23 protein-coding genes and 1 tRNA gene are annotated in these 25,564 nt (G+C 44.5%); 7 read left to right on the forward strand and 17 right to left on the reverse strand.

Annotated elements, in window-relative coordinates; genetic code table 11:
- Positions 1-32: 32 nt before the first annotated feature.
- Complete coding sequence (locus AACT19_RS17335; protein ID WP_004734056.1) at positions 33-671, reverse strand: YchE family NAAT transporter; 639 nt, start codon at positions 669-671, stop codon at positions 33-35.
- Between the two features lie 638 nt (positions 672-1,309).
- On the opposite strand from AACT19_RS17335, the gene adhE reads away from it, so the two are divergent.
- Complete coding sequence (gene adhE, locus AACT19_RS17340) at positions 1,310-4,015, forward strand: bifunctional acetaldehyde-CoA/alcohol dehydrogenase (RefSeq protein ID WP_076647717.1); 2,706 nt, start codon at positions 1,310-1,312, stop codon at positions 4,013-4,015.
- A gap of 190 nt (positions 4,016-4,205) precedes the next feature.
- Here adhE and AACT19_RS17345 read toward each other — a convergent pair whose 3' ends face one another.
- From AACT19_RS17345 to sodB, 3 genes are all read right to left on the reverse strand, one after another.
- On the reverse strand, positions 4,206-4,889 hold the full coding sequence (locus AACT19_RS17345; protein WP_004734052.1) for an SDR family oxidoreductase: 684 nt from the start codon (positions 4,887-4,889) through the stop codon (positions 4,206-4,208).
- Between the two features lie 279 nt (positions 4,890-5,168).
- On the reverse strand, positions 5,169-5,672 hold the full coding sequence (locus AACT19_RS17350; protein ID WP_004734051.1) for a VC2046/SO_2500 family protein: 504 nt from the start codon (positions 5,670-5,672) through the stop codon (positions 5,169-5,171).
- A 302-nt stretch (positions 5,673-5,974) separates the two neighbouring features.
- Positions 5,975-6,559 carry a superoxide dismutase [Fe] gene (gene sodB / locus AACT19_RS17355; RefSeq protein ID WP_004734050.1) on the reverse strand — a complete coding sequence of 195 codons (585 nt, stop codon included), beginning with the start codon at positions 6,557-6,559 and terminating at the stop codon, positions 5,975-5,977.
- Between the two features lie 269 nt (positions 6,560-6,828).
- Here sodB and AACT19_RS17360 point away from each other — a divergent pair, with 269 nt between their 5' ends.
- Both AACT19_RS17360 and AACT19_RS17365 read left to right on the forward strand, forming a co-directional pair.
- The gene (locus AACT19_RS17360; protein ID WP_017076187.1) at positions 6,829-7,167 is read left to right on the forward strand and encodes a Grx4 family monothiol glutaredoxin; all 339 of its coding nucleotides are present in this window, start codon (positions 6,829-6,831) and stop codon (positions 7,165-7,167) included.
- A gap of 97 nt (positions 7,168-7,264) precedes the next feature.
- Positions 7,265-7,894, forward strand: a complete 630-nt coding sequence (locus AACT19_RS17365) for a DsbA family protein (RefSeq protein WP_076647720.1) — start codon at positions 7,265-7,267, stop codon at positions 7,892-7,894.
- A 236-nt stretch (positions 7,895-8,130) separates the two neighbouring features.
- Here AACT19_RS17365 and AACT19_RS17370 read toward each other — a convergent pair whose 3' ends face one another.
- Both AACT19_RS17370 and rnt read right to left on the reverse strand, forming a co-directional pair.
- Positions 8,131-9,456, reverse strand: a complete 1,326-nt coding sequence (locus AACT19_RS17370; RefSeq protein WP_017079305.1) for a Na+/H+ antiporter family protein — start codon at positions 9,454-9,456, stop codon at positions 8,131-8,133.
- Positions 9,457-9,521: 65 nt separating this feature from the next.
- Positions 9,522-10,166 carry a ribonuclease T gene (rnt, locus tag AACT19_RS17375; RefSeq protein WP_017061178.1) on the reverse strand — a complete coding sequence of 215 codons (645 nt, stop codon included), beginning with the start codon at positions 10,164-10,166 and terminating at the stop codon, positions 9,522-9,524.
- 188 nt (positions 10,167-10,354) lie between these two features.
- On the opposite strand from rnt, the gene motY reads away from it, so the two are divergent.
- On the forward strand, positions 10,355-11,236 hold the full coding sequence (motY, locus tag AACT19_RS17380; RefSeq protein ID WP_017080932.1) for a flagellar protein MotY: 882 nt from the start codon (positions 10,355-10,357) through the stop codon (positions 11,234-11,236).
- A gap of 95 nt (positions 11,237-11,331) precedes the next feature.
- On the opposite strand, the gene AACT19_RS17385 is transcribed toward motY, so the two are convergent.
- From AACT19_RS17385 to AACT19_RS17430, 10 genes are all read right to left on the reverse strand, one after another.
- Entirely contained in the window at positions 11,332-11,766 is a 435-nt protein-coding gene (locus AACT19_RS17385) for a DUF2753 domain-containing protein (RefSeq protein ID WP_004734047.1), read from the reverse strand.
- 201 nt (positions 11,767-11,967) lie between these two features.
- The gene (gene gloA / locus AACT19_RS17390; RefSeq protein WP_004734046.1) at positions 11,968-12,384 is read right to left on the reverse strand and encodes a lactoylglutathione lyase; all 417 of its coding nucleotides are present in this window, start codon (positions 12,382-12,384) and stop codon (positions 11,968-11,970) included.
- A gap of 126 nt (positions 12,385-12,510) precedes the next feature.
- Positions 12,511-13,146, reverse strand: coding sequence for an endonuclease III (nth, locus tag AACT19_RS17395; protein ID WP_076647724.1), 636 nt, complete (start codon positions 13,144-13,146; stop codon positions 12,511-12,513).
- A 206-nt stretch (positions 13,147-13,352) separates the two neighbouring features.
- Positions 13,353-14,045: an electron transport complex subunit E gene (locus AACT19_RS17400; protein ID WP_004734044.1), complete on the reverse strand. Its 693-nt coding sequence runs from the start codon at positions 14,043-14,045 to the stop codon at positions 13,353-13,355.
- The gene (gene rsxG, locus AACT19_RS17405) at positions 14,045-14,674 is read right to left on the reverse strand and encodes an electron transport complex subunit RsxG (RefSeq protein ID WP_017085651.1); all 630 of its coding nucleotides are present in this window, start codon (positions 14,672-14,674) and stop codon (positions 14,045-14,047) included. The genes AACT19_RS17400 and rsxG overlap by 1 nt, the downstream gene beginning before the upstream one ends.
- 12 nt (positions 14,675-14,686) lie before the next feature.
- On the reverse strand, positions 14,687-15,733 hold the full coding sequence (gene rsxD / locus AACT19_RS17410; protein WP_004734042.1) for an electron transport complex subunit RsxD: 1,047 nt from the start codon (positions 15,731-15,733) through the stop codon (positions 14,687-14,689).
- On the reverse strand, positions 15,733-18,297 hold the full coding sequence (gene rsxC / locus AACT19_RS17415) for an electron transport complex subunit RsxC (RefSeq protein ID WP_076647728.1): 2,565 nt from the start codon (positions 18,295-18,297) through the stop codon (positions 15,733-15,735). The genes rsxD and rsxC overlap by 1 nt, the downstream gene beginning before the upstream one ends.
- 7 nt (positions 18,298-18,304) lie before the next feature.
- Positions 18,305-18,898: an electron transport complex subunit RsxB gene (gene rsxB / locus AACT19_RS17420; RefSeq protein ID WP_076647731.1), complete on the reverse strand. Its 594-nt coding sequence runs from the start codon at positions 18,896-18,898 to the stop codon at positions 18,305-18,307.
- Between the two features lie 2 nt (positions 18,899-18,900).
- Positions 18,901-19,479: an electron transport complex subunit RsxA gene (gene rsxA / locus AACT19_RS17425; protein WP_004734039.1), complete on the reverse strand. Its 579-nt coding sequence runs from the start codon at positions 19,477-19,479 to the stop codon at positions 18,901-18,903.
- A gap of 367 nt (positions 19,480-19,846) precedes the next feature.
- Positions 19,847-19,922: transfer RNA gene (locus AACT19_RS17430), tRNA-Asn, on the reverse strand.
- 509 nt (positions 19,923-20,431) lie between these two features.
- On the opposite strand from AACT19_RS17430, the gene uvrB reads away from it, so the two are divergent.
- The 3 genes from uvrB (at position 20,432) to luxU (ending at position 24,522) form a co-directional block, all read left to right on the forward strand.
- On the forward strand, positions 20,432-22,462 hold the full coding sequence (uvrB, locus tag AACT19_RS17435; protein WP_017084035.1) for an excinuclease ABC subunit UvrB: 2,031 nt from the start codon (positions 20,432-20,434) through the stop codon (positions 22,460-22,462).
- 302 nt (positions 22,463-22,764) lie between these two features.
- Entirely contained in the window at positions 22,765-24,153 is a 1,389-nt protein-coding gene (luxO, locus tag AACT19_RS17440; protein ID WP_004734031.1) for a quorum-sensing sigma-54 dependent transcriptional regulator LuxO, read from the forward strand.
- A gap of 24 nt (positions 24,154-24,177) precedes the next feature.
- Positions 24,178-24,522: a quorum-sensing phosphorelay protein LuxU gene (luxU, locus tag AACT19_RS17445; RefSeq protein WP_004734030.1), complete on the forward strand. Its 345-nt coding sequence runs from the start codon at positions 24,178-24,180 to the stop codon at positions 24,520-24,522.
- A gap of 90 nt (positions 24,523-24,612) precedes the next feature.
- Here luxU and AACT19_RS17450 read toward each other — a convergent pair whose 3' ends face one another.
- Entirely contained in the window at positions 24,613-25,500 is an 888-nt protein-coding gene (locus AACT19_RS17450; RefSeq protein ID WP_017092489.1) for a YvcK family protein, read from the reverse strand.
- Positions 25,501-25,564: the final 64 nt, after the last annotated feature.

The following is a 25,564-nucleotide window of genomic DNA, read 5'->3' on the forward strand; positions in this document are numbered from 1 at the left end:
CCTTTATAGAGCAACCGAAATGCCGTTAAACGTTATGCCAAACCTGGGAACAGATTACGTAGGCCATTGGCGATGAACTCGATGCCCAATGCGCCAAGAATCAAGCCCATGATACGAGTGATCACGTTGATACCCGTTTGACCTAAAAAGCGAACGATAACCGGCGCTGAACGGAACAGAAGCCAAGAGCATGTTGCAAACGCGATGATACTAATGCCGATGCCTACGGTATCAATGGCTGCTGGATAGCGAGACCCATAAACAATGGTCGAGCTGATTGCACCCGGACCCGCCATTAGCGGCATAGCCAGTGGAACAACTCCGATTTGCTCTTTGCTGATGTATTCAGATTTCTCTTGTTTGTTCTGTTTATCTTCACCGAGCTTACCGCTCATCATCGAAAATGCGATGCTCAGCAATAGCAAACCACCTGCAACACGAAATGAATCTAGCGAGATGCTGAACATATCAAGCAGCATTTGCCCCGCAACAAGCGACACAATCAGGATAACGGCAACAGCAATGTTTGCTTGTAAGGCTGTCCTGTTCCTCTCTTCTGGTGGCATATGAGCCGTAAGAGAAACAAAAACAGGCATGATGCCGATAGGGTTTACGGCAGCAACAAGCCCAAGGAAGAATTGCATAAAAATTGCGAGTTCTAAGCCTTGCATGAGAGCGGTCTCCAGTTAGCGTACTTAAAGTAGAAGTGTTGATCTGTGAATAGTCAGAGCGCGTAATGTAAGGGACAAACTGAATTTGCACGAATGAAAAAAACTAACCTGAAATAGGGGATTTTTTTTAGAAAAACTAATTGAATCTCACTTTTGTATTCGCCTTGTTGAAAGCTAGTTGTTAGTGTTTCATTTTGTAACTTGTTATTGAGTAACTGTTAACCATCGCACGAATTTAATAAAAATTATGTCAGAATCTAGCCGCTGCAACGGTATGGATATACTCTCAGTAGCACGAATATAGCTGTATACATGTAATTTAACGGACTAAAAATGAAACTTTTTTACAGTTTATGACGCTATGTAGAAAAAAGTTGTCTGTTTGCTTGTTTTTTGCGCTAACGAAAAGTGTGATTTTAATCTATGTAAATCATACTCTTAAGTTGATTTTTGCGATTGCCTTACTACTTTCTGGTTAATTCTTTTTGGGTAACTGATCTGGGTCAATTTTTTTCACACAGTGAAATAATATACTCAGTCCTGAAAGCAATTTACTAAGAACGCTGATGTTTAAGGTTAAAAGCAAGCAGCGAATTTAATAAAAAGTTTTTAATATTTATTATTTTAGGAGATCCACCATGCCTGTAACTAACTTAGCGGAACTTGATGCTCTAGTAGCTCGCGTTAAAGCAGCACAAGAAGAATTTGCAACATTCTCTCAAGAGAAAGTAGACGCAATCTTCCGTGCAGCTTCTCTTGCTGCTAACCACGCTCGTATCCCACTTGCACAACAAGCAGTTGCTGAATCTGGAATGGGTATTGTTGAAGATAAGGTTATCAAAAACCACTTTGCATCTGAATTTATCTACAACAAATACAAAGACGAAAAAACATGTGGCATCTTAGAAGAAGATGACAGCCTAGGCACAATGACTATCGCTGAGCCTGTAGGTATCATCTGTGGTATCGTTCCAACAACGAACCCAACTTCTACAGCAATCTTCAAATCTCTAATCTCTCTTAAGACACGTAACGGCATCATCTTCTCGCCACACCCACGTGCAAAGAATTCTACTAACGACGCTGCTAAACTTGTTTTAGACGCGGCTGTTAAAGCGGGTGCACCAAAAGACATCATCGGTTGGATCGACCAACCATCTGTAGAGCTTTCTAACGCGCTTATGAAGCACGACGGTATCGCGCTTATCCTAGCTACTGGTGGTCCAGGCATGGTTAAAGCAGCATACTCTTCTGGTAAGCCTGCTATCGGTGTTGGTGCTGGTAACGTTCCTGTAGTTATCGATGAAACAGCTGACATCAAACGTGCTGTAGCATCTATTCTTATGTCTAAAACATTCGATAACGGCGTAGTATGTGCTTCTGAGCAAGCTGCAATCGTAGTTAGCGAAGTATATGACGAAGTTAAAGAGCGTTTCGCTTCTCACAAAGCTCACGTTCTATCTAAAACTGACGCAGATAAAGTACGTAAAATTCTTCTTATCGACGGCAACCTAAACGCTAAAATCGTAGGTCAACCTGCTCCAGCAATCGCTGAAATGGCGGGTGTTAAAGTTCCTGCTGATACTAAAGTTCTTGTAGGTGAAGGTCTTGGTAAAGTTTCTTACGATGACGAATTCGCTCACGAGAAACTGTCTCCAACTATAGGTCTATTCCGCGCAGACGATTTCGAAGACGCTGTTGCTCAAGCGGTAACGATGGTTGAAATCGGTGGTATCGGTCACACGTCTGGTCTTTACACTAACCAAGACGTAAACGCAGATCGTATTCGTTACTTCGGTGACAAGATGAAGACGGCTCGTATCCTAATCAACATCCCTACTACTCACGGTGGTATCGGTGACCTGTACAACTTCAACGTTGCACCTTCTCTAACTCTTGGTTGTGGTTCATGGGGTGGTAACTCTATCTCTGAGAACGTAGGTCCTAAGCACCTTATCAACAAGAAAACTGTAGCGAAGCGAGCTGAAAATATGTTGTGGCACAAACTACCTAAGTCTATCTACTTCCGTCGTGGCAGCCTTCCAATCGCAATGAGCGACCTAGAAGGTAAGAAACGCGCATTCCTAGTAACTGACCGTTTCTTGTTCAACAACGGTTACGCAGATGACGTAGTACAAATCCTGAAATCGCAAGGTATTGAAGTTCAAGTATTCTTCGATGTAGAAGCGGATCCAACATTGTCTGTTGTTGAGAAAGGCGCTGAAGCAATGAAGAGCTTCCAGCCTGACGTAATCCTTGCTCTAGGTGGCGGTTCTCCAATGGATGCTGCTAAGATCATGTGGGTTATGTACGAGCACCCAGAAACTCACTTCGAAGAACTTGCAATGCGCTTTATGGATATCCGTAAACGTATCTACAAGTTCCCTAAAATGGGTAAAAAAGCTGAGCTTGTATGTATCACTACAACTTCAGGTACGGGTTCAGAAGTTACGCCTTTCGCCGTTGTTACTGACGACAAGACTGGTGCTAAATACCCACTAGCGGATTACGAAATCACGCCAAACATGGCTGTTGTTGATGCTAACCTAGTAATGAACATGCCTAAGTCTCTAACAGCGTTCGGTGGTTACGATGCCGTAACTCACGCTCTTGAAGCTTACGTATCAGTTCTTGCGAACGAATACTCTGATGGTCAAGCTCTACAAGCTCTTAAGATGCTTAAAGAATACCTACCATCAAGCTACAAAAACGGTTCAGCAGACCCAATCGCTCGTGAGAAAGTACATAACGCTGCAACGATTGCTGGTATTGCCTTTGCGAACGCATTCCTAGGTGTGTGTCACTCAATGGCTCACAAAATTGGTGCTGAGTTCCACATACCACACGGTCTTGCTAACGCACTACTTATCTCAAACGTTGTACGTTACAACGCGAACGATAACCCAACGAAGCAAACTGCATTCTCTCAGTACGACCGCCCACAAGCACGTCGTCGTTACGCTGAAGTTGCTGACCACCTAGGCCTAAGCCAAGCTGGTGACCGTACTGCTCAGAAGATTGAACGTCTACTAACTTGGTTAGAAGAGCTTAAGAACGACCTAGACATCCCACTATCAATCCAAGCTGCGGGTGTTAACGAGTCTGACTTCATTGCTAAACTAGACGAGCTAGCTGTTGAAGCGTTCGATGACCAGTGTACAGGTGCTAACCCACGTTACCCACTAATCACTGAGCTAAAAGAAGTACTAACAACGTCTTACTTCGGTACTCCTTACGTTGAAGGTGAAACTTTCGAAGGCACTACCGTGATTCTTAAGAAAGCTGACCAAAAGCCAGCTGACGCGAAAGCGCCAAAAGCTAAAAAAGAAAAAGCTAACGCGTAATAAGTAAGCATTAGTTTTGAGATAAGTTTTCGCTAGCACGAACCTTATCTATCGGGAAAAGATCAAAGCCCTAGTCTAGAGACTGGGGCTTTTTTTATGTTTGTTGCCTGATCTACGCGGCTTGAAAGGCTAGAGAAATGTCACTCGATTAGAAATGAATGGCTCAAATGTGCTTGGCATCGGGGAAGAACTAAACCTCAGCAGCGACCACTCGCCCACTAAAGTAATCATTAGAGACGATGTATTCCGTTGTTCTGGTCAGCTCATCTTGCAGCTGAGCCCAGTGGCATCGGTTGAGCTTGCCATCGGAGTTATGGATTGCCGGGACAACACCGCCGACTCGAATACCAAATGGAGTCAGTTCTTTGGCCCAGCTATGGGTAAAGCCAGTAATCATTGAGTTCGCACTTTCTAAGCCGGACACGTCATGGAAGTCATCGTGAGAGATCACATTCACAATAACGCCTTCTTTATCCTCCTCTCGTAATCTCTCGGCACTGATTTGCCCAAATGCGAAAAGAGTCGTAGCCATAGAAGAAAGATCATTGATAAAGCTACTGACAGGCTGATCGCCAATTAGGCTTGGCATCGGGGAGCTTATCCAATTATTGACCAGTACATCGGGCGTAGTGTTGAAGGTGGTTTGAATAAAATCAAACACGCTGAGAATTGCTTGGTTGTCATTACTTTTGAGCGTGTAGTGGTAAACCGAGTCAGAAAAGCGGGCACATTGTAAATAGGTCGCTTGAAGTGCTTCCGTGTCTTTATCACAAAGGATGACAGTGGCTCCCAGGTTAACAAAGTGGTTCGCAATCGTCCCTCCGAGTTGCGAGCCTGCAGATGTCACCAATATGATTGAGCTTTTTATTTCCATCCCAGCACCTAAATAAATCGTCCATGTCGGATAAGGATGGGTTAAATTTCATACAATGGGTGTGAAGAGGTTCAAACTAAGGCGTGCCAATTGATAAGTTTTTATGAACTTAGTGGCATCTCACATTTCGCAGTAACTTCAAGTAGTAATCGACAACTCGTATTTCATGTTCACCCAAGGCTGGTGGTTCATATCACTTATGTGAATGATTTGAAATGCGGCGAGCTAATCAAGAATAGCAGTGGATAGAGAACGAAAAAGAGGAAAGGTAGGTGACCGCTATACTTGAGCTTGAATTTGGTACTGACGCTGGGCAGTTGATAGTTCATTGTAGAGCGTAGCAAGTGGCAAATCAGGTACCTGTTTGTTTGCCAATTTACGTCGGTCATGACCAGAAAGGTTTTGGTAAACCTCTTCGGGTAAGTCGGCTGTATCTTCAGGCATGAAGGCAAGCGCTTCCGGTTTCAAGTAATGGCTGAGTTTTGCACTGGCAAGGCTAGCTTGATGAAAATGATTAGATTGCTGAGCTGAAATCTCATACGAAGATTGGTTCGAACGCAGCTGCTGCGGTTCTGCAACGCCGAAGTGTTTACGCAGGCGATCTTCAGTTGTCTCTGTGACTTCAATGGTGTCAATCGGCGTGCAATCACGAACGTCATTAGAAAACATAGACAACAGCAACGCGAAATCTGCACGGCGACCTTGCTCAACCGCTTGGCTGATCCCGATGCCGAACTTCAGTTCGTTGATGATTCCTGCTTTGTCTAAAGTATGTATTTGCATGCTGCCTCTCATTGGATACACCTTTAACGGCATGGAGTCGGCAAACTTTAGTGTTTAATTACAGGCAAATAGAGAATTTATGCAGGGTGGGGAAGAGTGCTAGGAGTTGGTCGAGAAGTAAGCTCTCTTGGCTAACTGGCTAACTGGCTAACTGGTCAATAGGCTAACTGGTTAATAGGTTAATAGGTTAATTGGCTAAGAAAGGTCTAGATTTGTGGAATACGATAGATACAAAAAAGCTCACGCCGAGGCATGAGCTTTCAATAGATAACTCGCTATAAATAGCGCAGCGTAAGTAATAATTACTTAGCTAGGTTCTCTTCTACGAAAGACCAGTTTACTAGGTTCCAGAATGCAGCCATGTAGTCAGGGCGAACATTGCGGAAATCGATGTAGTAAGCGTGTTCCCATAGGTCAACAGTTAGAAGTGGAGTAACACCTTCTTCTGTTAGAGGAGTAGCAGCGTTAGAAGTGTTAACGATGTCTAGAGAACCGTCAGCTTTCTTAACTAACCAAGTCCAAGAAGAACCGAAGTTGTTGATTGCTGAATCAGTGAATTTCGCTTTGAATTCTTCGAAAGAACCGAATGCAGCATTGATAGCTTCTGCAACAGCGCCAGTTGGTTCGCCGCCTGCTTTAGGAGCAAGACAGTGCCAGTAGAACGTGTGGTTCCAGATTTGAGCAGCGTTATTGAAAACACCACCAGTAGAAGTCTTAACGATCTCTTCTAGTGTTTTGCCTTCAAACTCAGTACCTGGGATAAGACCGTTTAGCTTAACAACGTAAGTGTTGTGGTGCTTACCGTGGTGGAAATCTAGCGTTTCTGCTGAGATGTGTGGTTCTAGCGCGTCTTTCGCGTAAGGAAGAGCCGGTAGTTCAAATGCCATTGCTCAATTCTCCATTGATATGAAAGAGTTAACTCTTTCGATTGCTTCCAGTGATATTATTATTCATGGTTCGCTTTACAGCCAACCATGGTCAATTTGCTGACTTGCGATATAGTTTAGCAAGTTTTTACTTTATTAAAAGCTTAATTCATCACTTTTGTGTGAATTGTTAGCTTAGCTCGTAAACCGCTTTTTTTATATGGTTTTTATTCTTTTGGTTTGGGGTAGAATAAAGGCAATAAAAGCCGTAATCCATTAACGAGGAAGCAATGGAAACTATCGATAAAATCAAACAGCAAATTGAAGAAAACACCATTCTACTTTACATGAAAGGTTCTCCTAAGCTGCCAAGCTGTGGTTTTTCTTCTCAAGCATCTCAAGCTCTAATGGCATGTGGTGAAAAATTTGCTTACGTAGATATCCTACAAAACCCTGACATCCGTGCAGAGCTTCCAGCTTACGCACAATGGCCAACGTTCCCACAACTTTGGGTTGACGGTGAGCTGATCGGTGGTTGTGACATCATTCTTGAGATGTTCCAAAAAGGCGAACTTCAGCCAATCGTTAAAGAAGCGGCTGCTAAAGTAGCTGGCGACGACGCTGAGTAAGCTTTAAGCCTTTGCGCTTAAATATTGAATGGAAGGGGCCCTTAATGAGGCTCCTTTTTTGTTTGAATGGTTTGAAAGACTCGATAAGGAATGAACAATGGACGTAAAACTTCATTATGTGCATGACCCAATGTGCAGTTGGTGCTGGGGTTATAAGTCAACATTAGAACTCTTAAAACAGCAGCTACCTGCGAGTATTGAGTTTAACTACGTAGTCGGTGGTTTGGCCCCTGATTCTGAAGATCCAATGTCAGAAGAGATGAAAGGTAAGCTGCAAGCTATCTGGAAGCAGATTGAAGCTAAGTTGGGTACTGAGTTCAACCACGAATTCTGGACTGAATGCCAACCAGTTCGCAGCACTTACCCTGCTTGTCGTGCCGTGATCGCTGCTGGTTTTCAAGACCATTACGAAGCGATGCTTGAAGCAATTCAACACGCTTACTACCTTCGTGCGATGTTGCCACACAGTCAAGAAACGCATTTGCAGTTAGCTGAAGAGCTAGGGATGAATGTACAACAGTTTGAAAATGATCTTTCTAGTAAGTTATTGGAAAGCGAATTAGATGACCAGCTAGGCTTTAAAGAAGCGATCGGTGTGCATTCTTACCCGACGTTAATGCTTGAAGTAAATGGTATTTTTACGGCAGTAGAACTGGATTACCATTCAACGGAAGCGACGCTTAAGTCTATTCGCGAAGTATTGGTGAATAACGCTCCCGCGGCATAATTCTGCGAGAGTTGTCTGTATTAACGTAAATTATGTCCAAGGCTTACTCATCAGAGTAAGCTTTTTTTGTTTGGCGTCGCTGGTTCATTGAGAGTGAGGGGGAAGGAAGAGTGGAATGAATCCCAGGAACAAAAAAGACCGCACAAGGCGGTCTTTATAATGTCTTTCTTTAGCTTACAGCTTACAGCTTACTACTTACGGTTTATTGCGTATTGATTCTTAGCTAAAGAACCCAATTACAGAACCATAGCCGCAACCCAACCGAATACGATCAGTGGGATGTTGTAGTGTAAGAATGTCGGTACAACGGTTTCCCAAACGTGCTCATGCTGTCCATCAGCATTAAGACCCGATGTTGGACCTAATGTTGAGTCAGAAGCAGGAGAGCCCGCATCACCTAGCGCTGCAGCTGTACCTACTAAAGCGATCGTTGCCATTGGTGAGAAACCAAATGCTGCCGCTAGAGGAACGTAGATAGTCGCAAGGATTGGAATCGTAGAGAACGAAGAGCCGATACCCATTGTTACCAATAGGCCAACGATTAGCATAAGCAGTGCCGCTAGAGGTTTGTTGTCACCAATGCTGGTTGAAAGTGCTTCAACCAGAGATTCAACGCCACCTGTTTGCTTCATAACTGCCGCAAAACCTGCCGCTGCGATCATGATGAAACCGATCATTGCCATCATGTGAACGCCTTTAGTGAAGACATCGTGTGTCTCTTTCCAAGCGATTACACCACCGAAGGTGAATACCATGAAACCAGCCAAAGCACCGATGATCATAGAACCTGTCGATAGTTGAACCGTTAGCGCAGCAACAATACCAGCAGCAGCCACTAGGATGTGCTTCTTGTTGATCTCTTTCACTTCGGTTGAAACAACAGTATGAGACGTTTCTTTGTATTGACGTGGCTTACGGTAAGTAAAGAACACGGCCGTAAGAAGGCCAAAGATCATGCCTGCAGCCGGTAACAACATCGCCATTGGTACTTGGCTTGCTACTACGTTTTCAAGACCGTTGTCGTGAAGGTTTTTTAGCAGGATGTTGTTTAGGAAGATGCCACCAAAACCAATCGGTAACACCATGTAAGGTGTAATCAGACCAAAAGTCAGCACACACGCAACCAGACGACGGTCTAGGTTCATTTTTGCGAATACGCCTAATAGAGGTGGGATTAAGATTGGGATAAAGGCGATATGTACAGGGATTACATTTTGCGAAGACATGGTCACTAGGATCAAAGACGCTAGGATGCCATATTTTAGACCATTAGATGCTGCACTGTTCTCTTTACCGTGAATACGCTTAATGACGCTTTGAGCAAGCAGGTCTGTGATACCAGAACGTGAGATAGCAACAGCGAATGTACCAAGCATAGCGTAGCTAAGTGCGATAGTTGCACCGCCACCTAATCCACTTTCGAAAGCCGCGACTGCGTCGTTCAAGCCCATACCAGAGGCTACGCCACCGATAATTGCGCTGAACGTGAGAGCAACGACTACGTTTACGCGCATCAAAGCTAAAACAAGCATGATGCAAACTGAAATTACAACAGGATTCATATTATTCTCGGGATGTTGTGTTTTTTATGAAGGCAATACGAGTGAACGTTTACCGACTCTATTTTTTATTCTTCGTCAACAAGAGGCCAACCACCAAGGGCTTTCCATTTGTTTACAATGCCGCAAAATAACTCTGTGGTTTTTTGCGTATCATACAAAGCAGAGTGTGCTTCTTTGTTGTCAAATTCCATCCCTGCAGTGCGGCAAGCTTTAGCCAAAACGGTTTGACCGTAGGCAAGACCACTAAGAGCTGCAGTGTCAAAAGTAGCAAATGGATGGAAAGGGACGCGTTTAAGCTTACAGCGCTCACTTGCTGCATTAACGAAGTTCAAATCGAATGTAGCGTTGTGAGCAACCATGATTGCGCGACTGCAATCTGAAGCTTTTTGTTCTTTTCTCACTAGCTTGTAGATTTCTTTAAGGGCTTCTTGTTCCGACACAGCACCACGTAATGGGCTAAATGGGTCTTTAATTCCGTTAAAGTCTAATGCTGCCTGCTCTATATTTGCGCCTTCAAAAGGCTCAATGTGAAAATGAAGCGTTGATGCAGGGTGCAGATCTCCGTTCTCATCCATTTTTAATGTAATGGCACAGATTTCTAATAATGCATCGGTTTCAGCGTTAAACCCTGCGGTTTCCACGTCGATGACCACTGGAAAATAGCCGCGAAAGCGTTTTTTTAGGGTCAGAGCTTCGTTTTCTACAGTCATGTTAGCCCAAATAAGTGTGATTAAGGCTGCATTATTGCAGATAATAGCAGTGATAAAAACTAGGGAAGGGCAATAAATCATAAATTACCTAATCCATTGCGGCTTGATAATTGCATATTTAAACGTGAGAGAAAAATGCGGCAATTGGCTGCATTGTTAAACGAATTGCTTAAGAGATACTCCACTTTATGAAGAAACAACTCATAACAGGTTCAATGCTATTTTCGCTACTTATGTCGTTACCAGTAATGGCACAAGAAAAGCGTTATGGAGCATCTCCTCAACAGTCAAAGTGGGAGATGGTGGCCAACACGCCACTCGAATGCCGCTTGGTTCACCCTATCCCAAATTTTGGTGATGCTGAGTTCTCATCTCGCGCGAGTAAAAAAATCATTTTGGACTTTGAGCTTAAAATGCGTCGCCCAATGGGTGCTACGCGTAATGTCAGCTTGATTTCGATGCCGCCACCTTGGCGTCCGGGTGAAAGTGCTGATCGCATGACAACCATTAAGTTCTTCCAACAATTTGATGGCTACGTCGGTGGTCAAACAGCTTGGGGGATTTTGAGTGAGTTGGAGAAAGGTCGCTACCCGACATTCAGTTACCAAGAGTGGCAGAGCCGAGATCAGCGAATCGAAGTGTCGCTGTCGTCGGTGTTATTCCAAGAAAAATACAATGTGTTCAGTGACTGTGTTGCTAACCTGTTGCCTTACAGCTTTGAAGATATCTCTTTCACTATTTTGCACTACGACCGTAATAGTGATCAGCTGAACAAGTCGTCGCGCAAAAGGCTGAGCCAGATCGCCGATTACGTTCGCTATAACCAAGACATCGATCTTGTGCTGGTGGCAACGTACACCGATTCTGTCGACAGCAAAGGTATTAGCCAAAACCTTTCAGAGCGCAGAGCGGAATCGTTAAGAGAGTACTTCAAATCTTTAGGCTTGCCAGAAGATCGTATCCAAGTTCAGGGCTATGGTAAACGTCGCCCGATTGCAGACAACAATTCGCCAATTGGTAAAGACAAGAACCGACGCGTTGTTATCTCTTTAGGTCGTACGCAGGTTTAATCAGAATAATTGCTTGTTTTGAAATCAGATAGCCCGTCGTAATGACGGGCTTTTTTGTCTTTAAAATTTGGAGCCATTGTCTAAACGTAACTCGTTTAGTTCAAGCGGAAACGAGCGATCATTTCACAGTTGGTCGCGGTATCGATCTTTTCTACCATAGAAGCAATTTTAGGATTGGGATGGCGTTTCATGAAATCGATCAGCGCTTTCTTACAGCAACCAATAGAATCGATAAAGCTGGAACATTGAGTGTTAGGGCACTGCGGGATCAGTGTCAGCACTTTTTCTGAAGCCAATTGAAGATACTTGAGCTCGTATTCGGTATCACCAGCCCATCGCCAGAATTGCGCAAGATTGTGACAAGAGATCACTGAGATCAGTAGGCGTTCGTCAGCCTGAATATCGGTACGCTCAGTGATTTCTTCGCTTAAGTTCAGTGCTTGCTGATAGTGAAGAATACTTCGTACAGGATCGTCGAGCTGCAATGCAGTATCGGCAAGTAACGTGTGTTTTTCCCATTCGCTAATCATTGTATTGCCTCACTAATCAATAGGTGGTTAATTTAAATGATAATCATTATCATGTAAAGTTTCATTGGTGAGATTGTTAATAATAATTGGTGAAGGGTATTGTTCGTGCGTGGAAACATAAAAAAGAAGCGAGCACAGTGCTCGCTTCTTTTTTTCATTTCATCAGGCGTTCAAGCCCAACTTCGCAAAGAGGTTGAGGGTTTAACCTTCTAGACCTGCGCTTGCTTGTTTGTTCTGAATCAGCTCAATCATGTAGCCATCAGGATCTTTAACGAATGCGATGTGTGTAGAGCCGCCTTTAACAGGGCCAGCTTCACGCGTTACGTTACCGCCTGCTGCTTTTATTGCATCACACGTTGTGTAGATGTCATCAACACCGATAGCAACGTGACCAAAAGCTGAGCCAAGGTCGTATTCAGTCGTGCCCCAGTTGTAAGTCAGCTCAATCACAGCGCCTTGAGATTCGTCTCCAAAGCCAACGAAAGCCAACGTATATTCGTACTCTTTGTTTTCGTTCTTACGTAATAGCTGCATGCCCATTACATTGGTGTAGAACTCGATAGACTTATCTAGATCACCCACGCGCAGCATGGTGTGTAAAATACGACCGTTTGACATGATTTGCTCCTAGCGTTAATTATGTATACGTTTTTGTAATTCTGTTTTATGCCGCTAGATAAACGCGGCGCTTTTTGGCCAATAGGCCTGTTAGCTTCTTTCGCTTAGGGCTAACAGCTTATGAGCCTAGACGTCCGTTTTCTCTTTGAACTCACACAGGTCTTCAATGATACAGCTGCCACAGCGTGGTTTACGCGCGACACAGGTGTAACGTCCATGAAGAATGAGCCAATGGTGGACATCCAGTTTGAATTCTTTGGGAATAACTTTGAGCAGCTTGGCTTCGACATCGTCGACGGTTTTACCCATCGCTAACTTAGTGCGGTTTGATACACGATAGATGTGAGTATCAACGGCAATGGTTGGCCAACCGAATGCAGTATTTAACACTACGTTGGCTGTTTTACGACCAACGCCTGGAAGAGCTTCTAATGCAGCGCGATCTTCCGGTACTTCACCATTGTGTAGGTCAAGCAGCATACGGCACGTTTTGATGGTGTTTTCTGCTTTCGAATTAAACAGACCGATGGTCTTGATGTACTCTTTTAGGCCATCGACACCTAGGTCGAAAATAGCCTGTGGAGTATTAGCCACAGGGTAAAGCTTATCAGTGGCTTTGTTGACGCTGACATCGGTTGCCTGCGCAGATAAGAGCACGGCGATCAGCAACTCGAAAGGACTGTTCCAGTTAAGCTCAGTTTCTGGCTTGGGATTGTTTTCTCTTAAACGCTCAAGTATTTCTATTCGTTTTACATTGTTCATAGCGACATTACTTTCAAATAGTTAGGGCTTGAGTTCCGGCGGAGTTCTTTCAAACTTACTCGTTTTAAAATAACAAGTTCCGCAATGGTTCAGGCTTTATCATCGGTTACGCGCTCTTATGAGCGTCATTATTATGTGTACTTGGTTTATCTATTTACCTGCTGAGCGGTTGAGTTACTCAGCAGGGTTTAAGCTACTGTAACCTATCAGGCATTGGTAACGCGAGCGCGTTCAATAGCTGGTTTTTCTTGTTTGGGCTGTCTAGCTTTAGCTTGGTTGTCGATGATATTTTTCAAAGCAATCAAGAAACCAACACCAATAAAGGCACCTGGTGGTAGCAGGGCTAACAAGAAGCTGTTATCAAATTGGAATATCTGGATGCGCAATACCGAAGCCCAATCACCAAGGAGCAAGTCTGCGCCATCAAATAGGGTTCCGTTACCAATAACCTCACGCATCGCACCCAATACAACCAGTACCGATGTCATGCCAAGGCCCATCCAGAAACCATCTTGAGCAGCAGGTAGCACTTCGTTTTTAGACGCGAAGGCTTCAGCTCTGCCAATGATGATACAGTTGGTTACGATCAGTGGGATGAAGATACCCAAAGATAGGTAAAGCCCGTATGCGTAGGCATTCATCAGTAGTTGAACACAGGTTACCAGTGAAGCAATGATCATCACGAATACTGGAATACGAACTTCTTTTGGCACATGGTTTCGAACCAAAGAGACAGAAACGTTCGAACCGACCAATACAAGCAAGGTGGCAATACCTAAGCCAAGTGCGTTTGTCACTGTCGAAGAGACAGCCAACAGCGGACACAACCCAAGAAGCTGAACTAGAGCAGGGTTATTGGCCCACATGCCATTTTTAATCAGTGTTTTATGGTCACTCATTATTCACCACCACAATTTAGAGGTTGAGCAAGCAATGCTTGGTTGTTTTGGTTAACGTATTGAACCGCCTGTTTGACGGACTTAACGACCGCTCTTGGTGTGATGGTTGCGCCGGTAAACTGGTCGAAATCACCACCATCTTTACGAACCTTCCAACGGTCAAGATTCGACTCGGTTACTTGTTTACCTGCAAAAGAGAGTATCCAATCACTCACTCGAAGGTCAATCTTATCGCCTAACCCCGGAGTTTCCCTGTGGGAAAGCACACGTGTACCTAAAATGGTACCGTCAATTTTCATCCCAACAATTACTTTTATTGCACCATTGTAGCCATCAGGAGCAATGGCTTCGATTGCAATCGCGCTAGGTTCACCGTTGAGTGTAGCAATATAAGCCGGCATTGCTTGTTCAGTGCCCAGCTCTTCTGCTTGAACCAGAGTACAGGCTGAAAATAGTTCATTATCGTGCAGATCGTGCGGGATAACTTGGTTAAGCACAGACAGTAACTGAGCCTGTTCTTGCTGCTTAATCTGGTCTTTGGTCAGGTAGTGAGTTACCGCGACCAAACCTGTTGAAGCACACGCAAAAATCGCGAGTACAAGGCCATTTTTCTTAATTGCGTTTAGCATGGTATCCGCTCCTTAGTGGCCGTAAGTACGAGGTTTGGTGTAGTAGTCAATCAGTGGAACACACATGTTGGCTAACAATACAGCAAACGCCACACCATCAGGGAAGCCACCCCAACTGCGGATAATAAAGACTAACCCGCCAATCAGAGCGCCAAATACCAAGCGACCTTTCACTGTCGTCGAGGCTGAAACCGGATCGGTTGCAATGAAGAATGCACCAAGCATGGTTGCGCCAGACAATAGGTGAATGGTTGGCGAAGCGGTTTCACCTGGAGTTAAGATTAAGAATACCAGGCTAAACAGCGCAAGGCTGCCGATGAAAGCTACCGGAATATGCCATTGAATCACACGTTGCTTAATCAACACTAGGCCACCAACAAGGTAAGCAAGGTTTACCCATTCCCAACCCACGCCAGCTAACCAGCTAAATTGCGGTTGAGACAGAGCTTCAGAAGCTGTGTTACCTGCCGTTAATGCGGTTTTGAAGGCATCGAGTGGCGTTGCCATCGTGGTGCCATCAATACCTAGACGCGCTTGTTGCAGAGATAAACCTTCATTATTGAAGCCAGTAAAGATCATCAAAAATGAGTCAACAAAGCTCGTAGCTTCAGCCGTTAAACTGGTCGGCGCATTCCAACTGGTCATTTGAACTGGGAATGAGATAAGCAAAACAACGTAAGCGACCATCGCTGGATTAAATGGGTTTTGCCCAAGGCCGCCATAAAGGTGTTTTGCGATGACAATCGCGAAGAACATACCTATCACGAGAATCCACCACGGAGAGTGTGGCGGAATCGCGACACTGAGTAGCCAAGCGGTCACAACAGCGCTGTAATCACGTAATGCCATCACTGGCGGACGTTTTCTTAGCAGCATTACAGCGGCTTCAAAGGTAACAGCAAGTGCAATAGCAAATACTAACTGGATGAGCGTACCCCATCCAAAGAAGTAGGTTTGAGCTAGTAGACCTGGCAATGCACAAATAGCGACCCATTTCATGAGATCTGGGGTGCTTCTACGATTGTGTGCGTGCGGTGAGCTGGCGATAAAGAAGGCCACTACTCTTTCTCCTCATTATTCTTTTTGTCTTGCTCTTGCTGCGCCTTTCTTGCTTTAGCACGAGCAATTGCGGCAGCAACAGCTGCTTTTTTAGGATCGACTGGTTCTGATCGAATCTCAGCTTCCACTTCAATTTCAACTACAGCTTCAGGAGCGGTTGCTTCTGCTTCGACCTGCTTAGCTTGCTGTGCTTTCTTCGCTTTAGCGCGAGCTATTGTAGCGGCAACGGCAGCTTTTTTAGGATCGACGGGCTCTGATTGAATTTCAGCTTCAACTTCAATCACTGGCTCAGGAGTTTCTGCTGTTTGGTCTTGTTTAGCTTGCTGTGCTTTCTTGGCTTTAGCACGAGCAATGGCCGCAGCGACTGCATCTTTCTTGGTATCGCCAGAGCTTTCAACCGGAGCTTCACTTTCGGTTAGAGTAGCTGACTCCGCTTGTTGAGCTTTCTTGGCTTTAGCGCGAGCGATGGCTGCAACAACAGCGGCTTTCTTAGGGTCGCCAGAGCTTTCAACCGGAGCTTCACTTGCGGTTTGAGTAGCTGATTCTGCTTGTTGAGCTTTCTTCGCTTTAGCACGAGCAATAGCAGCAGCGACGGCGTCTTTCTTAGCGTCACCTGATTTTTCTACCGGAGCTTCAGAAGCAGATTCTGCCTGCTGAGCCTTCTTGGCTTTAGCGCGAGCAATAGCTGCAGCGACGGCATCTTTCTTAGCGTCGCCAGAGCTTTCAGCTGAAGCTTCAGACGCTGACTCCGCTTGTTGAGCTTTCTTGGCTTTAGCGCGAGCAATAGCCGCAGCGACAGCATCTTTCTTAGTATCGCCAGAGTTCTCTGCTGGATTATCCGTTGCAGCTTGTTGTGCCTTACGTTCTCTAGCTTGTCTCTTACGCTCTTCTCGTAACTTAGACATTTCAGAGTTATCAGGTCCGGCGTCGTTTGCTTTTTGAGCTGCAGCTTGTTTCGCTTTTGCCTTAGCAATCGCAGCGGCTACCGCAGGTTTCACTGCTGGTTCTGCATTAGGTGTTTGGTCTGCTGTTGTTTTTTGAGCTTTAACGCGAGCAATCGCAGCTGCAATCGCATCATCACCATCCGCAGACTTCATATCTTTACGGCGGTTGTCAGCAGCTTTCTTGAAGCGGTTTTCACGCTCGGCTTTATCACGCTCCATACGAGCGTTTTTCTCTTCGAAACGAATCTTGGCACGTTCTGCAGCTGTTGCTTCGTCTTTTCTTGTTTTGATTTCAGCTTTCGCTTGGCGATAGTATTGAACAAGAGGGATTTCACTTGGGCAGACAAACGCACAAGCACCGCATTCAATACAGTCTTTAATATTCAGCTCTTCACACTTATCCAACTCGTTGGCTTTGGCGTGCCATTGCAGTTGTTGAGGAAGTAGAGACGCAGGACAAGCTTCAGCACACGCGCTGCAACGAATACATTCCATCTCGTAAGTGCTTGGTGAGATCTCACGACGCGTTGGCGCTAAAATACAGTTCGACGTTTTGGTGATTGGCACATTGGCATGCGGCAAGGTAAAGCCCATCATCGGGCCGCCCAAAATTAAACGCGGCAGTTTTTTATCTGCTTTGTAGCCAAACTCTTCAAGTAACTCATGTACTGGTGTGCCTAATAGCGCCCAAACGTTACGAGGTTGCTTAAAGGTTTTACCGGTTAATGTCACAACGCGGTTAACCACAGGTTCGCCGTCAATTACCGCTCGCTTAATCGAGTAAAGAGAGCCGACGTTCTGAACCAAAACACCAATATCTGCAGGAATACCGCCAGCTGGAACCTCTTTGTTGGTGAGAATCTTGATAAGTTGCTTCTCACCACCAGAAGGGTATTTAGTTGGGATAACACGAATGACGATACCTTTGTCTTTCGCTGCAATCTCAAGTGCTTTTATCGCATCTGGTTTGTTGTCTTCAATGCCGATAACCGTCAGCTTTGGTTGAAGGATGTGTTCAACCACTTCGATGCCTTTCAATACTTCTTCGGCATGCTCTTGCAGCAACTTGTCATCTGAGGTGATGTAAGGTTCACACTCAGCAGCGTTGACGATCAAAATGTCGGTACGACCTAGACCTGATTGAAGCTTTTTGGCGGTAGGGAAGCCTGCGCCCCCCATGCCTGAGATACCAGCTTGGCGAATCACATCAAGCAGTTCATCGGATGTCTTTGTAGAAAAATCTTCAACCGGGTGTTTTGTAACCCAAGAGTCTAGGCCATCAGGTTTAATCACCACGCACACATCACTCAAGCCTGAAGGGTGAGCGGTGGTTCGTGGTTCAATAGCGGTAATCACACCCGATGTTGGTGCATGTACGGGCAAAGTGAAGCCAGTCTCTAAGGCCGTCAGTTGTTGACCTTTTAGTACGGCATCACCGACAGCAACCAACAAGTTACCAGGCTTACCGATGTGCTGTTTCACTGGAAGAACGATTTCTTCAGGAAGCCTTGCATGCACGATATCAGTAGTATTCGACTGTTTCTTGTTTTCAGCAGGGTGCACACCGCCCGGGAAGTTCCAAATAGAGCCCGTGCGAATTTGTTCAATTAAAGAGATCATACTAACCCTATGCCTTAGGCTCTGACGCGGTCGCATCAGTTACTTGGTTAGTGATATCAGTAATAGGAATGATGTTCATCTGCCATTTCCAATTTTCAGTCGTTGTTGCCACTGGAATCATTTCGATACAGTCAGTAGGGCACGGTGCGACACATAGATCACAACCTGTACATTCATCTTTGATTACTGTGTGCAGTGCCTTGGTACCACCAACAATGGCGTCAACAGGGCAGGCTTGAATACACTTGGTACAGCCGATACACATATCTTCATGAATGAAGGCAACGGTTTTTACTTTGTTATCTAAGTCATGAGCGGAGTCTTCAACTTCTACGCCCATTAAATCTGCTAGCTTCTCAATGGTTGCTTGGCCGCCCGGAGGACATTTGTTGATCTTATCTCCGTTAGCGATCGCCTCTGCGTATGGGCGACAGCCAGGGTAGCCACACTGACCACATTGAGTTTGCGGTAAAATGGTGTCGATTTGATCAACGATAGGATCGGCTTCCACTTTAAAGCGGATAGAAGCAAAGCCCAAAATAGCGCCAAAAACAGCGGCTAAAACGGCTAGCGCAATGATCGCAATTAAAATGGTACTCATGCTTATTTCACCAACCCAGTAAAGCCCATAAATGCCAGAGACATTAGGCCAGCTGTGATCATCGCAATCGATGCGCCTTTGAAGGGCATTGGAACATCAGCAACCGCAATACGCTCACGCATTGCAGCAAATAGGATCAATACAAGCGAGAAACCAACCGCAGCACCGAAACCATAGATGATTGACTGAATGAAGTTGTGGTTTTCATTGATGTTCAGAAGTGCCACACCTAATACCGCACAGTTGGTGGTGATAAGCGGCAGAAAGATCCCCAATAGGCGATATAGTGTTGGGCTGGTTTTGTGAACGACCATTTCCGTAAATTGAACAACCACCGCGATAACCAAGATAAAGCTCATGGTACGCAGGTATTCAATACCCAGAGGGGTAAGGATGTAGGTTTCTACTAGGTATGCAGATACCGACGCTAACGTCAGAACGAAAGTCGTCGCGAGGCCCATGCCAATCGCAGTCTCCAGTTTCTTGGAGACTCCCATGAAAGGACATAGCCCTAAAAACTTCACTAGCACAAAGTTATTGACCAGCACTGTGCCAACCAACAACAAAAGGTATTCGGTCATAATGGATTAATTCTTGAGATTCCGATCCCGATATTATCCTGCTTTGCTTACCTAATAACAACCAAGGATCACTAGGGATTTAGACACTTGGTGAAAAAAACATCAGGTAATCGATTGATTATTAAAGTTACCGTAAGTATAGACGGCCAATTTTTACTTCGTGAGACAAGTTTGTAGGAGTAGTTGAATTGGATCTTTCATAAGATCATTCTTGAATTGAGCTCGATTTGCTTCCTAAGAATAGGGTCATATTTGTGGATTTTGGTGCTCAGAACTATCAAAAAGAGAAGGAAAGCTGCGAGTCGAATACGTTCCCAAACCGCTAAAACGCAAAAAGCCGCATCGAGTGATGCGGCTTCTTTGAATTTGGCTCCCCTTGCAAGACTTGAACTTGCGACATACGGATTAACAGTCCGCCGTTCTACCAACTGAACTAAAGGGGAATTGCTTGTTAGCGACGCAAATTCTAATAATAGTCCGAATTTCTGTCAATAAAAAATAGCAGAAAAAAATAATATAAAAAACTTTACTTTCTTGGACGCCTTACCGGATTTAGCCTTTCTTTAGTTATCCACCAAAATTGTGGATAAGTGTGTGCGTGAAACTTTAACAACAATAATTGGGATAAATCTGAGAATATAAAAATCTGAGGTAAGGTAATGTATTTAAAAGATTTGTATCAAAATATCACTATTGTATAACTTTTGACGATTATAAAACATACAGCAAAACAAGTGCTATTTTTAGATTTTTTGGGGAAAAGTAGTGGATGAAAAATTGAGTGATTTAGCTGAAGAGATCTTGCAAGGGCACGAATAATACCAAGTTCTAAAAGTAAAAGCTATCACTGATATCTAATCTTAAGAAGCATTTCTCTAGATAATAGTTGCAACTACACTCCTCCTAGAGTGACAATGACCTGATTATAAAAACAGTATGGAAATGGCGACCTATGAGTAAACTCTTTGACTTGGTATCGGACTATAGCCCGTCCGGTGACCAGCCGACAGCGATAACCAGATTACTAGATGGATTAGATTCTGGTTTGGCACATCAAACTCTATTAGGGGTAACGGGCTCTGGTAAAACCTTTACTCTTGCCAACGTCATTTCTCAATCTCAAAGACCAGCAATCTTGTTAGCGCCTAACAAAACGTTGGCAGCTCAACTTTATGGCGAGATGAAATCCTTCTTTCCGAATAACTCCGTTGAGTACTTTGTTTCTTACTACGATTATTACCAACCGGAAGCCTACGTTCCAACCACGGATACCTTTATCGAGAAAGATGCGTCGATAAATGCTCATATTGAGCAAATGAGACTTTCAGCTACCAAAGCTTTGTTAGAAAGAAAAGATGCCATTATTGTTGCGTCTGTATCGGCTATCTACGGTCTTGGTGATCCTAAGTCTTATTTGAAGATGATGCTTCATTTGAGTCGTGGTGAGGTGATGGATCAGCGAGACATCCTACGCCGCTTGGCTGAGCTGCAATATTCGAGAAACGATGTCGCATTTGAACGTGGTCAGTTCCGTGTTCGTGGTGAGGTGATTGATATCTTTCCCGCTGAATCTGACCAAGATGCGGTTCGAATTGAAATGTTCGATGACGAAGTGGACTGCATTAGTATTTTTGATCCTCTGACTGGTGCGGTGAAACAAAGAGACTTACCGCGTTTTACCGTTTATCCAAAAACTCACTATGTCACCCCAAGAGAGAAGATCCTTGAGGCGATTGAGAAGATTAAGGATGAGTTGCGCGATAGGGCTCAATATTTAAAAGACAACAACAAGCTTCTCGAAGAACAGCGTATTTCTCAAAGAACTCAGTTTGATATCGAGATGATGACGGAGTTGGGTTTCTGTTCCGGTATCGAAAACTATTCACGATACTTGAGCGGCCGTGCGGAAGGGGAAGCGCCTCCAACGTTATTTGATTACCTGCCTGATGATGGTTTGCTGATCATCGATGAGTCACATGTAACTGTGCCGCAAATTGGCGCCATGTATAAAGGTGACCGCTCTCGTAAAGAAACTTTGGTTGAGTTTGGCTTTAGGTTGCCTTCTGCGTTGGATAACCGTCCGATGAAATTTGAAGAGTTCGAATCGATCGCGCCACAAACCATTTTTGTGTCGGCCACGCCGGGTAATTATGAGATTGAGAAATCAGATGGTGAGATTGCTGATCAAGTGGTGCGTCCTACTGGTCTGTTAGACCCAATCATCGAAGTAAGACCTGTCGCGACTCAGGTGGATGACTTGCTGTCTGAAATCAGAATCCGTTCAGTGAAAGAAGAGCGCGTATTGGTCACTACGTTGACTAAACGAATGGCAGAAGACTTAACCGAATACCTTAGTGAGCATGGTGTTAAGGTTCGTTACTTGCACTCAGATATCGATACCGTTGAGCGTGTAGAGATCATTCGAGACCTACGTTTGGGCGAGTTCGACGTGTTAGTGGGTATTAACTTACTTCGTGAAGGTTTGGATATGCCGGAAGTATCGCTGGTGGCGATTCTTGATGCTGATAAAGAGGGTTTCTTACGTTCTGAGCGTTCTCTGATTCAAACCATTGGTCGTGCAGCTCGTAACTTGGAAGGTCGAGCTATCTTGTATGGTGACTCGATTACCAAATCAATGAGAAAAGCGATTGATGAAACTGATCGTCGTCGTGAGAAACAGCAAGCCTATAACGAAGAGCAAGGTATCACGCCACAAGCGCTTAAACGTAATATCAAAGATATTATGGAGCTGGGTGATCTAACCAAGTCGAAGCAGCAGCGCCAATCGAAGCAAGTTCCTCTATCTAAGGTTGCAGAGCCTTCTGAAAGTTATGCAGTACTTACACCGCAACAGCTTGATAAAGAGATCAGCAAGCTAGAAGCTGCGATGTATCAGCATGCTCAGAACCTAGAATTTGAATTGGCAGCACAGAAGCGTGATGAAATTGAGCAACTAAGAAAGCAGTTTATTACCAACAGCTAATCTCACTTTTCACTTAAGAAGTTGATCCCCTCAAGACAAGAATTGAGAGTGTTTCAGGCAAAAAAACAGCCAGTAGTAAATGTTCTACTGGCTTACGTTTGTGAACACTCGGTCCACTAACAACGTCAGTTGGCTAGGTGACCCGAAGGTCATTTATACCGTTGCATCGTTCGTGCCAGATAGATAAAACATTGATTATTTGAAGTAAGTAAAAAAACACACTACAAATATTGTGGCTAATTTGCATAATGCAAAGCGGAATGCGACTATAATAAGAAATGCAAATTATAAATGGCTAGGATATGCAATCAAAAACGCTAGATAACAAATCGAAGTATTTGTTGATGGTCGAGGATACCGCTTCGGTAGCAGCTTTATATCGCTCGTATCTTACACCGCTCGAAATTGATATCAACATTGTCGGCACTGGCCGCGATGCAATCGAGAGTTTGAATCATCGAATCCCAGACCTTATTTTATTAGATCTACGTCTGCCTGACATGACGGGTATGGACGTGCTATTTGCTGTAAAACAAAAATACCCTGAAGTTCCGGTTATCTTCATGACGGCTCACGGTTCTATCGATACCGCCGTAGAAGCCATGCGTCATGGTTCTCAAGATTTCCTTATCAAGCCGTGTGAAGCCGACCGACTCCGTATTACGGTGAACAACGCGATCCGCAAAGCCACCAAACTTAAAAATAGCTCGGAACATCCGGGAAACCAAAATTACCAAGGCTTCATTGGTAGTAGCCAAACCATGCAGCAGGTTTACCGAACTATCGACTCTGCAGCATCGAGTAAAGCCAGTATTTTCATCACGGGTGAAAGTGGTACGGGTAAAGAGGTATGTGCAGAAGCTATTCATGCGGCGAGCAAGCGTGGTGACAAGCCTTTCATCGCGATTAACTGTGCGGCTATCCCTAAAGATCTAATTGAAAGTGAGCTATTTGGCCACGTTAAAGGCGCCTTTACCGGTGCTGCAACTGATCGTCAAGGTGCCGCTGAACTTGCTGATGGCGGAACACTATTCCTTGATGAATTGTGCGAAATGGACTTAGAGCTGCAAACCAAGCTGCTGCGCTTTATCCAAACCGGTACTTTTCAAAAAGTTGGCTCTTCGAAGATGAAGAGTGTCGATGTTCGTTTCGTATGTGCAACCAACCGTGACCCTTGGAAAGAAGTACAAGAAGGTCGCTTTAGAGAAGATTTATACTATCGTTTATACGTGATTCCATTGCACCTGCCGCCATTGCGCGAGCGCGGTGAAGATGTCATCGAGATTGCGTACTCGTTACTAGGTTACATGTCGGTTGAGGAAGGTAAAGCGTTTGTGCGTTTTGCTCAGGAAGTGCTTGATCGCTTTAATCAATATGAGTGGCCGGGTAACGTTCGTCAGCTACAAAACGTATTACGGAACGTGGTGGTATTGAATAACGGCAAAGAGATTACTCTCAACATGCTTCCACCACCATTGAACCAACCGATTGAAAACAGCTTGCGCTTGAAAGAGAAGCAGAACGAAGACATCACGGTAAAAGATATTTTCCCATTGTGGATCACTGAGAAGACGGCTATCGAACAGGCCATAAAAGCGTGTGACGGCAACATTCCCCGCGCGGCCGGTTTCTTAGATGTCAGTCCATCGACGATATACCGTAAGTTGCAAACGTGGAATGCGAAGCAGTAATCACCAAACAATAAGAAAATCATAATGACGAAAGTATTAAATCAGCAAAAAGTTGATGAGCTTGCCGGTGAAATAGGGCAAGAGAATGTACCAGTTTTGCTGGAAATCTTCTTAGGTGAGTTGAAAGGCTACTACGAACATCTAGAGATAAATAAAGCGTCGGATACATCTAAGTACTTGGCTGATATAAGCCATGCACTTAAGAGTAGCGCTGCGAGTTTTGGCGCAGACTCTTTGTGTAGTTTTGCGATTAGCTTAGACGCAAAAGTGAAGCAAGCATTGCCTGTAACCGATATTGATTTCCAAGATATGCAAGAGCTCCTGTTATCAACGTACACTGAATATCAGCAGTTGATGACGGATCTCTAAAGCGGCTAGTTATTAAAGAGACTAAAAAAGGAGCATGATGCTCCTTTTTTGTTTTTACTGGTCTCTGTCGTCTAGCCTAAGCTACAAGCATTAAGCCAGTTGATCCCTAATCGCTTGTTGGAGTTTTAAACGGTCGTGTCGCCAATCTCGGTTAGGAGAGGCAAGATCAGTGGTCACACAATTCCATTGCCCTTCCAATTCAGGGTGTGGTTCATTGCCTAGTACAATGTCTATCTTTCTTGCCTTACAGGTACGTTCACACCACTCCAATTGTTCTTGAAGCGTCATTTTTCCTGCAGGGCCGTGTTCTGGCGAAAGGTTTTCAACAAAGATAACTTTTGCCTTGGTATTTTCCGCGATTGCTTTGCCAATTTCTGGCAGTAGCAGCGGGGGCATCACACTGGTTAAAAAGCTTCCTGGTCCAAGGACAATGCAGTCTGCTTGCTCAACTGCAGCAACAGCTTCTTTGGTTGCCGGTACTTCTGGAGATAAGTCCATCATGCGCAGCTTTTCTGTCATGTCATCAACGTTAGTTTCGCCAGTTACCCAACGACCGTCCATTGATAGCGCCGTGAGATCAGAAGGGTGCTCGGTCATCGGGACGATATTGACATCGACTTTGAGCATATTTCGAATTAGGTTAATTGCTTCCAATGGGCGAACGGAAAGGTTGTCTAGCGCCGTTAGCATTAGGTTACCTAAGTTGTGACCATCGAGTTCACCTTGACCGCGAAAGCGATATTCAAACATCATCGAACTGATCGAAGGTTCTGTGATTAATTGGTTGATACAGTTACGAGTATCTCCCCAAGCAATACCACCTTGGCAGTCTCGAATTCTCCCGGTGGAACCACCATTATCTGTTGTTGCAACAATGCCAGTCGCATTGCTACCAAAGTCTTTTAATGCAGCAAGCATACGACCTAAGCCATGGCCCCCACCGATTGCTACGACTTTCTTTGAAGAGTAAATATTCATTTTTTGTTCTTGTTAGATTATTACCAACTATAATTTAGGTTAAATGCTTCTCGTCAGATACTCA

This window comes from Vibrio sp. 10N.222.47.A9 (genome assembly GCF_963872585.1).
GTDB classification, from domain to species: domain Bacteria; phylum Pseudomonadota; class Gammaproteobacteria; order Enterobacterales; family Vibrionaceae; genus Vibrio; species Vibrio splendidus.

Excerpts from the sequence above, each read along its gene's own strand:
- luxO (WP_004734031.1), top strand. The coding sequence starts at position 22,765 with ATGCAATCAAAAACGCTAGATAACAAATCGAAGTATTTGTTGATGGTC.
- uvrB (WP_017084035.1), top strand. The coding sequence starts at position 20,432 with ATGAGTAAACTCTTTGACTTGGTATCGGACTATAGCCCGTCCGGTGAC.
- AACT19_RS17365 (WP_076647720.1), top strand. The coding sequence starts at position 7,265 with ATGGACGTAAAACTTCATTATGTGCATGACCCAATGTGCAGTTGGTGC.
- nth (WP_076647724.1), bottom strand. The coding sequence starts at position 13,146 with ATGAACAATGTAAAACGAATAGAAATACTTGAGCGTTTAAGAGAAAAC.
- AACT19_RS17350 (WP_004734051.1), bottom strand. The coding sequence starts at position 5,672 with ATGCAAATACATACTTTAGACAAAGCAGGAATCATCAACGAACTGAAG.
- adhE (WP_076647717.1), top strand. The coding sequence starts at position 1,310 with ATGCCTGTAACTAACTTAGCGGAACTTGATGCTCTAGTAGCTCGCGTT.
- AACT19_RS17370 (WP_017079305.1), bottom strand. The coding sequence starts at position 9,456 with ATGAATCCTGTTGTAATTTCAGTTTGCATCATGCTTGTTTTAGCTTTG.
- motY (WP_017080932.1), top strand. The coding sequence starts at position 10,355 with ATGAAGAAACAACTCATAACAGGTTCAATGCTATTTTCGCTACTTATG.
- rsxB (WP_076647731.1), bottom strand. The coding sequence starts at position 18,898 with ATGAGTACCATTTTAATTGCGATCATTGCGCTAGCCGTTTTAGCCGCT.
- sodB (WP_004734050.1), bottom strand. The coding sequence starts at position 6,559 with ATGGCATTTGAACTACCGGCTCTTCCTTACGCGAAAGACGCGCTAGAA.
- AACT19_RS17400 (WP_004734044.1), bottom strand. The coding sequence starts at position 14,045 with ATGAGTGACCATAAAACACTGATTAAAAATGGCATGTGGGCCAATAAC.
- gloA (WP_004734046.1), bottom strand. The coding sequence starts at position 12,384 with ATGTCAAACGGTCGTATTTTACACACCATGCTGCGCGTGGGTGATCTA.
- AACT19_RS17335 (WP_004734056.1), bottom strand. The coding sequence starts at position 671 with ATGCAAGGCTTAGAACTCGCAATTTTTATGCAATTCTTCCTTGGGCTT.
- luxU (WP_004734030.1), top strand. The coding sequence starts at position 24,178 with ATGACGAAAGTATTAAATCAGCAAAAAGTTGATGAGCTTGCCGGTGAA.
- rnt (WP_017061178.1), bottom strand. The coding sequence starts at position 10,166 with ATGACTGTAGAAAACGAAGCTCTGACCCTAAAAAAACGCTTTCGCGGC.
- rsxC (WP_076647728.1), bottom strand. The coding sequence starts at position 18,297 with ATGATCTCTTTAATTGAACAAATTCGCACGGGCTCTATTTGGAACTTC.
- AACT19_RS17450 (WP_017092489.1), bottom strand. The coding sequence starts at position 25,500 with ATGAATATTTACTCTTCAAAGAAAGTCGTAGCAATCGGTGGGGGCCAT.
- AACT19_RS17360 (WP_017076187.1), top strand. The coding sequence starts at position 6,829 with ATGGAAACTATCGATAAAATCAAACAGCAAATTGAAGAAAACACCATT.
- AACT19_RS17345 (WP_004734052.1), bottom strand. The coding sequence starts at position 4,889 with ATGGAAATAAAAAGCTCAATCATATTGGTGACATCTGCAGGCTCGCAA.
- AACT19_RS17385 (WP_004734047.1), bottom strand. The coding sequence starts at position 11,766 with ATGATTAGCGAATGGGAAAAACACACGTTACTTGCCGATACTGCATTG.
- rsxA (WP_004734039.1), bottom strand. The coding sequence starts at position 19,479 with ATGACCGAATACCTTTTGTTGTTGGTTGGCACAGTGCTGGTCAATAAC.
- rsxG (WP_017085651.1), bottom strand. The coding sequence starts at position 14,674 with ATGCTAAACGCAATTAAGAAAAATGGCCTTGTACTCGCGATTTTTGCG.